10 protein-coding genes are annotated in these 12,318 nt (G+C 73.5%); 5 read left to right on the top strand and 5 right to left on the bottom strand.

Going from position 1 to position 12,318, the window contains the following annotated elements; translation table 11 throughout:
* Position 1: 1 nt before the first annotated feature.
* Positions 2-322 carry a hypothetical protein gene (locus ACFQS1_RS05350; protein ID WP_378964913.1) on the top strand — a complete coding sequence of 107 codons (321 nt, stop codon included), beginning with the start codon at positions 2-4 and terminating at the stop codon, positions 320-322.
* A 646-nt stretch (positions 323-968) separates the two neighbouring features.
* On the opposite strand, the gene ACFQS1_RS05345 is transcribed toward ACFQS1_RS05350, so the two are convergent.
* Positions 969-2,504: a leucyl aminopeptidase gene (locus ACFQS1_RS05345; protein WP_378964912.1), complete on the bottom strand. Its 1,536-nt coding sequence runs from the start codon at positions 2,502-2,504 to the stop codon at positions 969-971.
* 141 nt (positions 2,505-2,645) lie between these two features.
* On the opposite strand from ACFQS1_RS05345, the gene gcvT reads away from it, so the two are divergent.
* The gene (gene gcvT, locus ACFQS1_RS05340) at positions 2,646-3,746 is read left to right on the top strand and encodes a glycine cleavage system aminomethyltransferase GcvT (RefSeq protein WP_378964911.1); all 1,101 of its coding nucleotides are present in this window, start codon (positions 2,646-2,648) and stop codon (positions 3,744-3,746) included.
* 104 nt (positions 3,747-3,850) lie between these two features.
* On the opposite strand, the gene ACFQS1_RS05335 is transcribed toward gcvT, so the two are convergent.
* A complete protein-coding gene (locus ACFQS1_RS05335) occupies positions 3,851-4,591 on the bottom strand; it encodes an adenosylcobinamide-GDP ribazoletransferase (RefSeq protein WP_378964910.1) in 741 nt (246 codons plus the stop codon).
* Positions 4,588-6,486, bottom strand: a complete 1,899-nt coding sequence (locus ACFQS1_RS05330) for a bifunctional adenosylcobinamide kinase/adenosylcobinamide-phosphate guanylyltransferase (protein ID WP_378964909.1) — start codon at positions 6,484-6,486, stop codon at positions 4,588-4,590. The genes ACFQS1_RS05335 and ACFQS1_RS05330 overlap by 4 nt, the downstream gene beginning before the upstream one ends.
* 142 nt (positions 6,487-6,628) lie before the next feature.
* Between ACFQS1_RS05330 and ACFQS1_RS05325 the strand changes: the two genes are divergently transcribed.
* Together ACFQS1_RS05325 and ACFQS1_RS05320 are read left to right on the top strand one after the other, a co-directional pair.
* The gene (locus ACFQS1_RS05325; protein WP_378964907.1) at positions 6,629-6,826 is read left to right on the top strand and encodes a hypothetical protein; all 198 of its coding nucleotides are present in this window, start codon (positions 6,629-6,631) and stop codon (positions 6,824-6,826) included.
* Between the two features lie 4 nt (positions 6,827-6,830).
* Entirely contained in the window at positions 6,831-7,661 is an 831-nt protein-coding gene (locus tag ACFQS1_RS05320; RefSeq protein ID WP_378964906.1) for a site-2 protease family protein, read from the top strand.
* Between the two features lie 24 nt (positions 7,662-7,685).
* On the opposite strand, the gene ACFQS1_RS05315 is transcribed toward ACFQS1_RS05320, so the two are convergent.
* A complete protein-coding gene (locus tag ACFQS1_RS05315; protein WP_378964905.1) occupies positions 7,686-8,684 on the bottom strand; it encodes an aldo/keto reductase family protein in 999 nt (332 codons plus the stop codon).
* A 13-nt stretch (positions 8,685-8,697) separates the two neighbouring features.
* Positions 8,698-9,555, bottom strand: a complete 858-nt coding sequence (locus ACFQS1_RS05310) for a WG repeat-containing protein (protein ID WP_378965038.1) — start codon at positions 9,553-9,555, stop codon at positions 8,698-8,700.
* Between the two features lie 919 nt (positions 9,556-10,474).
* Here ACFQS1_RS05310 and ACFQS1_RS05305 point away from each other — a divergent pair.
* Positions 10,475-11,179, top strand: a complete 705-nt coding sequence (locus ACFQS1_RS05305; RefSeq protein ID WP_378964904.1) for a pentapeptide repeat-containing protein — start codon at positions 10,475-10,477, stop codon at positions 11,177-11,179.
* The last annotated feature ends 1,139 nt before the right edge of the window (positions 11,180-12,318 follow it).

Here is a 12,318-nt window from a genome sequence, read left to right as displayed (position 1 = left end):
AGTGGCCTGGTTCAGGCGGCGAACGGAGCCGCGGCGGGCGGCCGGACGGCCGGTCGATCGTGCCGATCTTGAGTATCTTGCGGAGTTCGTCCGCTCCCGCCGGGGGGTCGAGGCATTCATCGAGCCGCGTACGACCGTGACCGAGACCACGGTGTTGCTCGTGGCACACGACGGCGAGTGGACCCGCCGCCGGATCGAGTCGCCCGAGATCGCCCGGCGGTGGGCCCATGAGTTGTCGGTCCCGATCTACGACGTCCGGCTGATGGGGTATCCGCAGCGCTACCGCGACTACAACGCCCGCCAGAAGCGCCGGCCTGCGTAGCTCAACTGGCCCCGCCCGCCTTGCGCGAGCTCGCCGAACTGGCCGCCTTGCGCGAGCTCGGTGCGCTGGCCCGCATCGCGCAAGGTCGGTGCGCTGGCCGTGGGCGCCCCGCGCAAGCTTGGTGATCTGGCCGTGCCCGCCTTGCGCAAACTCGTTGATCTGGCCGTGCCCGCCTTGCGCAAACTCGTTGATCTGGCCGTGCCCGCCTTGCGCAAACTCGTTGATCTGGCCGTGCCCGCCTTCGCAAACTCGCTGAGCTGGCTGGCCTCGCCTTCGGCTCGGCGGGCGATCGCCCCTTTCGGGCTGATGAGGAGCCAGCCGGTTTGGTGGCGCCGCAAACCCCGCGGCGACACCAAACCGTCTGTCTCCTCATCAGCGGGGCGATCGCGCGCAGTCCCCTGAGTGGGGGGCACCCGAAAAAGGTGCGGGGTGCGCGCAGTCCCCTGAGTGGGGGCACCCGGAAAGGTGCGGGGTGCGCGCAGTCCCCTGAGTGGGGGGCACCCGGAAAGGTGCGGGGTGCGCGCAGTCCCCTGAGTGGGGGCACCCGGAAAGGTGCGGGGTGCGCGCGGTCCGCTGAGTGGGGGCACCCGAAGAAGGTGCGGGGTGCGCGCGGTCCCCTGGGTGGGAGTGCCCGGAAGGGTGCGGGTCAGGACAAGTCTTCTATGGCCTGTAGGAGGGTTCGGACGGGGACTCCTGTGCCGCCCTTTGTCCAGTAGCCCGTGGGCTCGGCTGCGTGGTAACCCGGGCCGGCGATGTCTATGTGTGCCCACTCGACGCCGTCGGCCACGAACTCGCGCAGGAACACGCCGCCCTGCAGCATGTGGCCGGCCCGGTCGAGGGCGTTGTTGGTCTGGCAGATGTCGGCGATGTCCGACTCCATGCCCTTGCGGACCTCCTCGGGCAGCGGCATCGGCCAGGCCGGCTCGCCGACCTTGTCGCCGGCCGTGCGCACCAGCTCGGTCGCGGCCTCGGAGCCCATCAGGCCGGCGATCCGCTTGCCCAGCGCGATCACCTGGCCGCCGGTCAGCGTGGACGCCTCCAGCACGTACTCGGCGCCGTCGGCGCAGGCCCGGGCGATCGCGTCGCCGAGCACCATGCGGCCCTCGGCGTCGGTGTTGAAGACCTCGACCCGCTTGCCGTTGAACATCGTGATCACGTCGCCGGGCCGGTACGCCGAGCCGGACGGCATGTTCTCGGCCATCGCCAGGTAGCCGCTGACCGCCACCGGCGGCTTGAGCGCCGCCACCGCCAGCATCGCCGCGCCGACCGCGGCCGCGCCGGCCATGTCCGACTTCATCTCCCACATGCCGGCCGTCGGCTTGATGCTGATGCCGCCGGTGTCGAAGGTGATGCCCTTGCCGACCAGCGCGACCTGCCGGGGCGACTCGACGCCCTCGGGCACGTAGCTGACCTTCACCAGCCGCGGCGGCGCCTCGGAGCCCTGCCCGACCGCCACGATGCCGCCGTAGCCGCCCGACTTGAGCTCGTCGAAGTCGAGCACCTCGACCGCCAGGCCGGTGCCCTGGGCCGCGGCCACCACGGCGTCGGCGAACTGCGGCGGGCGCAGCTCGTTGGGCGCCATGTTGACCCAGTCGCGGGTCAGGCGCACCGCGCGGCCGACCGCCTCGGCCCGGGTCACCTCGGCGCGGGCCGCCGCGTCGGCCGCGTCCGGCACGTGCACCTGCAGCGCCGACACCGGCTCGCGGCGGCCGGGCTGCGGCTTGGTCTTGTATCCGGCGAAGCGGTAGCCGCCCAGCAGCGCGCCCTCCAGGATGGCCCGCAGCACGCCGGGCGCGTCCTCGTCGTCGGGCACCGGCAGGGCCAGCGCCACCGTGGCGCTGCCGGCCAGCGCGCGCACCGCCGCGCCGGCGCCCCGGCGCAGCTTCTCGAGCTCGGGGGCGGACCCGGAGGGCTCGTCGCCCAGGCCGACCGCGATCACCAGCGGCGCTGCGATCGTGCCGAGCGTGGCCAGCTTGACCACCTCGCCGGGGGCGCCGCTCGCGCCGAGCAGCGCCAGCGTCGAGGTCAGCCTGCCGTCGAACGCGGCGGCGATGCTCTCGGCGCCGGCGGCCGGCAGCAGGGCGCCGTCGTCGTCGGGCTGGCTGTGCAGGCCGATGACGATGGCATCGACGGCCAATTCGGCCGGGTCGGTATCGACCAGGCTCAGGCTGGGCTGGCTCACTCGGGCTCTCCGCGGACTTTTCGGGCCGGCGGCCTCTTGGGCACGCCGGACGCGTTGGTGATGCCTCGGCGCGATCGCGCCGGGGGAAGGGTTGTCCCCGCGACAATAACCACAACCAAGGTCACGGGTAAGTTCACTCTCATGTCTGCCGACGCTGTTGAGCTTTTTCGGTCCCCGCTGCACGAGCGGCACGTCGCGCTCGGCGCCAAGCTCGCCGCCTTCGGCGGCTGGGAGATGCCGGTGGAGTACGCGGGCGGCGGGGTGCTGCGCGAGCACGCGGCGGTGCGCGCGGCGGCCGGCGTCTTCGACGTCTCCCACCTGGGCAAGGCCGGGGTGGCCGGGCCGGGCGCGGCCGCGTACGTGAACTCCTGCCTCACCAATGACCTGGGCCGCATCGCGCCCGGCAAGGCGCAGTACACGCTCTGCTGCGACCAGAGCGGGGGAGTGGTCGACGACCTGATCGCCTACCTGTTCTCGGACGACGACGTCTTCCTGATCCCGAACGCGGCGAACACCGCCGAGGTGGTCCGCCGGCTGCAGGCCGAGGCCCCCCGGGGCGTCACGGTGACGAACGAGCACCGCAAGTTCGCCATCCTCGCCGTGCAGGGCCCGACCTCGGCCGACGTGCTCAGCAAGCTGAGCCTGCCCACCGACCACGACTACATGTCGTTCGCGAAGGCGAGTCTCGGCGGAGTCGAGCTGATCGTCTGCCGCACCGGGTACACCGGCGAGCACGGCTACGAGCTGGTGGTGCCGTGGGACGATGCCGGCGCGGTCTGGGACGCGATCGTCGGCGCCGGCGTGCAGCCCTGCGGACTCGGCGCCCGCGACACGCTGCGCACCGAGATGGGCTACCCGCTGCACGGCCAGGACCTGTCGCTGGAGATCACCCCGGTGCAGGCCCGGTCGGGCTGGGCGGTCGGCTGGTCCAAGCCGGCGTTCTGGGGCCGCGACGCGCTGCTCGCGGAAAAATCCCAGGGTCCGCGCCGGCTGCTGCGCGGACTGGAACTGACGGGCCGCGGGATTCCCCGCGGTCACATGCACGTGTACGGCGGGGAGCAGGTGATCGGCGAGACCACCAGCGGCACGTTCTCGCCGACCAAGAAGGTCGGGATCGCGCTGGCCCTCATCGACACCGCGGCCGGGGTGAACGACGGCGACCTGGTCCAGATCGACATCCGCGGCCGCAGGACCGAGGCAAGGGTGGTCAAGCCGCCGTTCGTGCAGCCGTCGGTGCGGTGATTGCTGAGCTGTCCGAGGCGGCTTCGCCGCACTGCGAGGGGAATGGGGTGGTGGCCGAGGCGTGGCGGCGGACGGCGCCGAAGCGGGTCGTCAAGGCGTACGACTCAGCCCAGGGCTAGGCCGACCAGGGCGACGGCGGTGCCCACCTCCACCGACGCGCCGAGGACGTCGCCGGTGATGCCGCCGAACCGGCGTACGCAATGACGCAGCAGCGCAAGCACGACGGCCAGCGACGCGACGACGGCGAGCGGGCCCTGCCACGGACGGCCCGGGGTCGCCGCGGCCGCGGAAGCCACCACGACGGCCGCGATCAGCGCCGCGGCCGGAACCGGGACCGTCCCGGCGACCAGCGCGCCCAGCCCTTCGGGGCGGGCCGGCGGGACGCCGCGGCGGCAGGCCACCGTGATCGCCAGCCGGCCGGCGGCCCAGGCCACCACGACCGCGCCGCCCGTCACCGACGCCAGCGCCGAGGTCTGGATCAGCAGCGCCAGCGCGATCGCCGCCACCCCGAATGGCCCGATGTCGGACTTCTTCATGATTGCCAGGGCTTCGGCGCCACGCCGATAGGAGCCGAGCGCGTCGGTCGTGTCGGCCAGGCCGTCCAGATGCATGCCGCGAGTGAGCAGAGCCGCGGCCGCGACCGTGACCGCGGCCGCCACCAGATCGGCGGCGCCCGCCCACCGCAGCGCCCAGAGCAGCACCGCCAGCACGGCACCGAGGATCGCGCCCACCGCCGGCGCCAGGCTCATCGCCCACGCCGCCGCCGGCCGATCCACCCGGCCACCCTTGAGGGGCAGCACGGTCAGCGTCGTGACGGCCAGCCGCAGTCCGGCCCCCGCGTTCACTCCTCGCTTGGCTCGGTGGTCGCCGGGCCGGGGCCCTCCGGCTCGGGCTCGGCGAAGTCCACCTCCGCGTCGTCGTTCGGCACGATCAGCTCGGAGGCGCCACCGTCGCCCGGCTCGGCCAGCATGGCCGGGTGCACCGGGGCCGCCGCGGCCAGGCCGACCGCGGTGCGCAGCAGCGGCAGGGCGGCCAGCGCGTTCGCGCCCTCGCCGAGGCCGAGGCCGAGGTCGAGCACCGGGTTGAGGCCGAGCACGTCGGCGCCCTTGCCGACCAGCGTGAGCCGGCCCGCGTCGGGCAGCAGGCACCAGTGCCGGGTCTGGCTGCCCAGGTCGCGCGCGACCAGGCCGGCCGCGATGCCGAGCGGACCGTCCAGCAGCACCGGCAGCCGCCGCGCCGCCGCGCCCAGCAGCGCGCCGACGGCCACCGCGAAATCGGCGCCGCCGATCTGCCGCAGCATGTCCTTGGCGCCGCGCGGCTCCTGCCGGATGCGACGAAGGGCGTCCCGCACGGCCGCACAGCGGACCATCCAGGCCTCGTCGTCGTAGCGGCCGCCCGGCAGCAGCACCCGTGGCAGGATCTCGACCGCCTCGGCCCCGGTGATGGCCGACGAGAGGGTGGCGGCCACCGCGTCGGTGCCCACCCCGATCGAGGCGATCACCAGCAGGTCGCGGCCGGCGTCGGCGGCGGCCTCGGCGAGCCGCCAGCCCTGCCGCAGTGCCACCTCGACGGCGGCCTCGTCGGTCACCGGGCCGTCCTCCATCGCGCCGGAGCGCGCCACCCGCAGCACGGCGACGTCCGCCCCGGCCTGCCCGGCGAGGCGGCTGAGCACGCCCTCGCCGTTCTCCACCTGTGCGACGCGTCGATCGGCGTCCGCGGGGTCCTCGCCGGCCGAGGCGCCACCGTCGTGGGCGCCGGAGATCAGCAGCACCCGCGCCGACTCCCACGGGCGCGGGATCGCGGTTCCCTGGGTGGCGGCCGCGAACTCCACCGCCTCGACCAGGTCGCCCAGCCCGATCCCGGCGAAGTCGACGCCGAGCAGCCGATCGCGCGCGTCCGGGCCGGCGTCGCTGTCCGGCATCGGGAGCGACATGCCGGGCTCGATGGCCGTCCCGTCGCCGACCACCGGGAGTTGCTGGGTGGGCTCGGTCAGGACGGCCGCCGCCGTGGCGACCGGCTCCGCTGCCGGGCTGGGAGCCACCAGGTGGGGCTCGACCAGCTGGGCGTCGGCCGCGTCGGCGACAAGCGCAACCGAACCGGCAGCCGTATCGGAACCGGCAGCCGCGTCCGAGTCGGCGGCCGTGCCTGCTCCGCCTGCCGGAGCCGTCTCGCTTGCTGTATCCGGCAAATCCGATTTCTCGGTCTTGAGCCAGACGTGCTGGCCGGCCACCACCAGCGCGACCCGGTCACAGGCCTCGGCCAGCGCCTGGTTGGTCGCCCCGAGCGCGTCCGCGAACGCCCGCCCCACCGGCGTGGCCGGCACCAGCGCCAGCCCCACCTCCGGGCTGACCAGCACCACCCGTGCCGCCGTCCCGCGCACCGCCGCCGCCAGCGCGGCCACGTCGGCCTCGTCGTCGTTGGGCTGCCGGGCCGGGTCGAGCACCGCCGCGACCCACCCGCCGAGGTCGTCGACGAGCAGCGTGTCGTCCGGCTTCGCCTCGGTGAGCAGCACCGCCAGCCGGGCCGGGTCGGCGCCGGTCTCCTCGGTCGACCAGGACTGCGGCCGCCGCCGCTGGTGGGCCTCGATCCGGGCCAGCCACTCCGGGTCGTCCTCGCCGCCCACGGCCGTGGCCACGTACCGCACCGAGGGCGCGTCCGCGACCAGCCCCTCGGCGAACGCGGACTTGCCGGAGCGGATCCCGCCGAGCACCAGGACGGTGTTCCACCGATCATCGGACATGCCCGTACCTTAGTGCCTGCGCCGAAGCGGGAGACGGGCCGCCGGTCCCCGCCCCCGCTCCGACACCGGCACTCGAGCCGGGCCGCGCCGGCGGACGCCGTAGGGTGGAGCGCACGAGCACAGAGGTGAGGGGGAACGGCGGATGCCGTGGAGTTGGCGGTACGAGAACGTCGATGGACTGCCGGTCTCCGGCCCGGCCGAGACGTTCAGCAGCCAGGCCGACGCCGAGTCGTGGATCGGTCAGGAGTGGCGGGAGCTGGCCGACTCCGGCGTGGCCCAGGTCGTCCTGGTCGAGGACGACCGGGTCGACTACCGGATGAGCCTGCTCCCCGCGGACTGAGAAGATGACTTACGAGCCCGTGTACACACGGACCCCGCGCAACGCCTTCATCCCGAGCCCGGTCTTCGTCGGGATCGTCGCGGTCTTCCTGGTCAGCGGCTGGATGACCTGGGCCCGGTTCGGCAACGTCCGGGTCGACGTCTTCCTGTTCATCGTCACCGGCTGGCTGGTGTCGCTCTGCCTGCACGAGTACGCCCACGCGCTGGCCGGCTTCTTCAGCGGCGACAAGTCCGTGGCCGACCGGGGCTACCTGCGGCTCAACCCGCTCAAATACACCAGCCCGCTGCTGTCGATCGTGCTGCCGGTCGTCGTGGTGATCCTCGGCGGCATCGGCCTGCCCGGCGGCGCGGTCTGGATCGACCACACGTACATCCGCAGCAAGGTCAAGGACTCGCTGATCAGCGCGGCCGGCCCGCTCACCAACGTGATCCTCGCGCTGGTGCTGGCCGTCCCGTTCTGGCTCGGCCTGGGCCCCAAGCTGGTCCAGCTCTCCTCGGGCCAGTTCGCGCTGGCCGGCCCGACCAGTCACCTGGAGTTCTGGAGCGCGCTCGCCGCGCTGGGCTTCCTGCAGATCACGGCGAGCGTGCTCAACTTCCTGCCGATCCCCGGCCTCGACGGCGGCAGCATCATCGCGCCGTGGATGAGCCCGGCCTACCAGCGCGCGTGGTCGCTGTTCGCGCCGTACGGCTTCATTCTGCTGTTCCTGGCCCTGTGGCAGACCAAGCTGGGCAGCTACTTCTTCGACGCCGTCTTCTGGATCGCCGAAAAGCTCAACCTGTCCGAGGGCATGATCCAGGTGGGCTTGGAGCTGATGAGGTTCTGGAGGGGGAGCTAGAAGCCCCCCACTCCAGAGCCACGATTACGGACGCCGGGCGGGAGACACCGTCTTCGCGGGGTCGCGCTCGGCGACCGGGTCGAGCACCGCGTCGATCGCCTTCATCAGGTCCGCGTCGAGGCGTACCCCTGATGCTTTGACGTTGTCACGCACCTGCTCGGGCCGCGACGCGCCGATGATGGCGGCCGAGACGTTGGCATTCTGCAGCACCCACGCCACCGCGAGCTGCGCCATCGACAGCCCCGCCTGCTCGGCCAGCGGCTTGAGCCCGGCCACCGCCGTCAGCACCTCGTCGTTGAGCAGCCGCGAGATGAAGTTCGCCCCGCTCTTCTCGTCGGTCGCCCGCGACCCGGCCGGGTGGTCCTGGCCCACCGCGTACTTCCCGGTCAGCACGCCCTGCGCGATCGGCGAGAAGACCACCTGGCCGATCCCCAGCTCGATCGAGGCCGGCACGACCTCGGCCTCGATGACCCGCCACAACGCCGAGTACTGCGGCTGGTTGGACACGAACGGGATCTTCAGATCCTGTGCCATCTCCCAGCCCGCCCGGAGCTCGGAGGCGGTCCACTCGGACACGCCGATGTAGAGCGCCTTGCCCTGGCGGACCACGTCGGCGAACGCCTGCATGGTCTCCTCGAGCGGCGTCGAGTAGTCGTAGCGGTGCGCCTGGTAGACGTCCACGTAGTCGGTCTGCAGCCGGCCCAGCGAGGCGTCGATCGACTCCATGATGTGCTTGCGGGACAGGCTGCGGTCGTTCGGACCCGGCCCGGTCGGCCAGAAGACCTTGGTGAAGATCTCCAGGCCCTGGCGGCGTTCCCCCTTGAGCGCCCGGCCCAGCACTTCCTCGGCGCGGCCGCCCGCGTACGCGTCGGCGGTGTCGAACGTGGTGATCCCCTCGTCGAGGGCGGCGCGCACGCAGGCGAGCGCGGCTTCCTCCTCGACCTGGGAACCGTGGGTGATCCAGTTGCCGTAGGCGATCTCGCTGATGAGCAGGCCGGAACGGCCGAGATGACGGAACTCCATGCTCCGACCCTACTCAGAGCACCGGCCGCCCATCGATCACCAGTCGATCAAGCTCCTCGAGCACGTCGGCCTGCTCCTTGTACTTCAGCTCGACCAGCGGCCCGCCCTGGCGATCGAGCGCGCCCCACAGCCCGAACCGGTCGGCGACCAGGAAGGCCACCGGGTGGATCACCACGGCCGCGTGCTCGGGCGCCACGACCAGCTGCCCCGCGCGGTCGACCACGCCGACGTGGTCGTCCCCGGCGTCGACCACGGCCAGCCCCTCGTCGGTGAAGCCCTCGATCGGCCCGCCCGACACCAGCGGCGTCACGAACCCCCGGAACCGCGGCGGCACGATCATCCGCCCGTGCCGGTCGATCACGCCCCAGCCGCCCCGCTTGACCAGCGCCAGCCCACGGTGGAAGGCCTTCGCGTCGTCGAAGCCGCCCGGCACGATCAGCCGGTTGTGCTGGTCGATCGCGTACCAGCCGCCGGCCTCGTCCCGCGACACCCACGCCAGCCCCTCGGCGAACCGTTCGGCCGCGAGATAACCGGACGAGGCGTCGATCACCGTCTCGCCCGCGAGGTCGATCAGCTCCCAGGCCGGCGACTCCGGCCGCCGGACCCAGGCCAGTCCGTCCGCGAACGGCTGGGCCTGCGCGTAGCGGGGCGGCACCGCGCCCACGTAGCCCCACAGCCCCGACCGCTGGTCGCGCAGCGGCCGCGGCGGCTCGGTGCGCCCCAGGATCTCGTCGCTGGTGCGCGGGTAGGGCCCCCAGCCGCCGTCCGCCGTGGTCTTGCGCGTGATCGTGTCGAGCGCCGCCTCGATCCGCTCCACCAGCTCCGGATCCGCGCCCTTGCGCAGGTCCAGCGCGGTCTCGAAGTGGTTCATCGCCTCCAGATAGCGCCCCTGATCGAACGCCGACCGCCCCGCCAGCTCGTGGATCTCGGCCCGCAGCCGCGACGGCAACTCCGGCGAGCCGGCCTCCGCGTACAGCCGGTCGGCCTCGGCATACTCGCCGCGCCACTGCAGCACGTGCGCCAGCCGCGCCTGCACGATCGCGGTCCGCCGCAACTCACCGGTCGCCTCGGCGTGCGTCAGCGCCGCCCGCGCGTCCGCCAGCGCCGCGTCCAGGTCACCCACCAGCCGCTCGGCGACGGCCCGCAGGCTCAGCAGACGCGCCCGCACGGCATCCCGCTCGGCGTACTCCAGCTTGTCGGTCAGCCGATCCACCACGACCCACATCTGCTCCGGGTCGTCGATCTGCTCCCGCAACGTCTCCGCGTCGAAGGCCCACGGGTAGGCCGCGAGCACCTCCTCCGGATCCGCCCGCCGATTGCGACCAACGGCATTGCCATCGGCACGCTGCCGGATAACCTTCCGCTGGGCGTCCCTCAGGCCAGGCGCATTTTCCCGTACGGCCACAGAGTCCCGCGCGGAATCCCCCAGTCGCTCGTCCTCGGCCGAGGTGCCGGCGTCCGCGTCCGCGTCAGCCTCACCGTCAGCCTCGCCCTCTTCGACCGGCTCAGCTTCGGCAACGGGCGCAGCTTCGGCAACCAGCTCGGCGTCGACGACAGCCTCGGGTTCGTCGACCGGCTCGGCCTCGGCTTCGGCAACCGGCTCGGCGTCGACAACAGCCTCCGGTTCGTCGACCAGCTCTGCGTCGTCATCGACTTCGACGTCCTCAGCCGACGCGTCCGCGACCTCGGCCTTGACGTCATCGCCCGCCTCGGCTTCGTCCGCCGGCTCGCCCTCGTCCACCAGGTCGGCGAACTCCTCCGGCTCCGCCTCATCCGGCCCGGACGCCTCGATGACAGCCGACTCGCCGCCGACCTCTTCGACATTCTCCCGAACGCTGGGCGGAAGCTCGGCCTCAACCCACATCGCATCAACCGGCTCGACATCGACCAGTTCGGCTTCAACCGCCTCCTCGACAACGAGGTCGGTCCCCGCAGCCCGCTCCTCCGCAACCGGAGCGGCACTGACCGGCTCGGCGCTGACGGGCGCAGCGCTGACGGGCGTCGCGCTGACGGGTGCGGCGCTGACCGGTGTGGCGCTGACCGGCGTCGGGCTGACCGGCGTCGCGCTGACGGGCGTCGCGCTGACGGGTGCGGCGCTGACCGGTGTGGCACTGACGGGCGCGGCGCTGACCGGTGTGGCGCTGACCGGCTCGACGTCGTTCGGCTCTGTTTCCGCGGTGACAGGCTCTTCCACGACAGGTTCGTCGGCAGCCTGCCCACCCGGAGTGATGATCGGCTGCGACCCGGTGACCGGCACGAACCAGTTCTGCTTCTCGCCGCCCCCACTGACCGGCGCCGGGTCTTCCTGGACGACTTCCGCTTCCGGCTCCGGCTCCGGCTCCGGTTCGGGTAGGGGCTCGGCCTCGGGCTCGGGCTCGGCCTCGTCCGCCGGCGGCTCGATCGGCACCGGCGAAGTAGCCCCCAGCCCACTCTGCGACAGCAACCACCCGAGCCCATGCGGCTCCGCCCCCGCGACGTCCTGCGCCTCCGGCTGACCCTGCGCCTCCGGCTGACCCTGCGCCTCCGGCTGGACGTGTGCCTCCGGCTGGACGTGTGCCTCCGGCTGACCCTGCGCCTCCGGCTGGACGTGCGCCTCCGGCACGGCGGTCCGTTCCCACGCGGCTTCGGCCCAGTTGGCCTCCGGTGACACGGGTGGCGCCGTGACCGGCTCGACCCCCGACCCCGTCGTGGGCCCGTCCGGCAGCGCGAAGCCTTCGCCGCCCACCGGCGCGCCCGCCTCCGCCGGAGCCTCGTGCTGGGTCGCGCGCGCGGCCCAGGGCGCGTAGGGATGTTCCGCATCCGGGTAGGCCCCCGCCGCCATGGAGGTCGGCGGCGTGGACCCGGACGACACCGGCCCCGGCACGGGCTGCGAATACCCGGGCCCGGGCTGCGCCGACGCCGGCCGCGCATAGCCGGCCGGTCCGGGCTGGGCCGGCGCGGAAAACGGCCGCGGCTGCTCGGGCGGCCCCGCATGGGTGGGCGCCGAGACCGGACGTGGGTATTCCGGCCCGTGCTGGGCGGGCGCCGAGACGGGCCGCGGGTGTTCGGGCCCGTGTTGAGCGGGTGCCGAGACCGGGCGTGGGTATTCCGGCCCGTGCTGGGCGGGCGCCGAGACGGGCCGCGGGTGTTCGGGCCCGTGTTGAGCGGGTGCCGAGACCGGGCGTGGGTACTCCGGCCCGTGTTGAGCGGGTGCGGAGACCGGGCGTGGGTACTCCGGCCCATGCTGGGCGGGGCCGGAGACCGGGCGGGCCTGGCCGGGCACCGGCGGGTACAGCGGAGCCGGCGGGGTGGCCGGCTGCGACGGCGTTACCCGGGTCGGCTGCGGCGCGGGCCGGGACGGCGCCGGCGTGCCGATCTCGGGTGCCGGACGCAGGTCGAAGGGCGCGTCCGCGCGCCGGCCGCCGCGCTGGGCGTCGGGGTAGGCCGGGAAGGCATCGGCGGGTGCGGGTCGCGCGCTGCCATAGACATGCGATTCCGAAGCGGGCGACACGGGCCTCGGCCCGGCGGCCGGCCGCATCTCGCCAGGGGGGCGCGTGTCGGCGGGCGGGCGGGCCTCACGGTCGGGCGTCTCGCCGTAGTGGGGACGCGCGGCGCCGTAGACGCCGCCGTGGGCGGGCGAGGTCGGGGTGACACC

This window comes from Paractinoplanes rhizophilus, from assembly GCF_042664765.1.
In the GTDB taxonomy this organism is placed as follows: Bacteria; Actinomycetota; Actinomycetes; order Mycobacteriales; family Micromonosporaceae; genus Actinoplanes; species Actinoplanes rhizophilus.
The sequence above is the reverse complement of the archived record's forward strand: the minus strand, read 5'-3'. Positions and strand labels throughout refer to the sequence as shown.

What these genes read in the sequence shown, in the direction of transcription:
- ACFQS1_RS05315 (WP_378964905.1), bottom strand. Translation starts at nt 8,684, where the DNA reads ATGGAGTTCCGTCATCTCGGCCGTTCCGGCCTGCTCATCAGCGAGATC.
- ACFQS1_RS05330 (WP_378964909.1), bottom strand. Translation starts at nt 6,486, where the DNA reads ATGTCCGATGATCGGTGGAACACCGTCCTGGTGCTCGGCGGGATCCGC.
- ACFQS1_RS05320 (WP_378964906.1), top strand. Translation starts at nt 6,831, where the DNA reads ATGACTTACGAGCCCGTGTACACACGGACCCCGCGCAACGCCTTCATC.
- ACFQS1_RS05325 (WP_378964907.1), top strand. Translation starts at nt 6,629, where the DNA reads ATGCCGTGGAGTTGGCGGTACGAGAACGTCGATGGACTGCCGGTCTCC.
- ACFQS1_RS05305 (WP_378964904.1), top strand. Translation starts at nt 10,475, where the DNA reads ATGACAGCCGACTCGCCGCCGACCTCTTCGACATTCTCCCGAACGCTG.
- gcvT (WP_378964911.1), top strand. Translation starts at nt 2,646, where the DNA reads ATGTCTGCCGACGCTGTTGAGCTTTTTCGGTCCCCGCTGCACGAGCGG.
- ACFQS1_RS05310 (WP_378965038.1), bottom strand. Translation starts at nt 9,555, where the DNA reads ATGAACCACTTCGAGACCGCGCTGGACCTGCGCAAGGGCGCGGATCCG.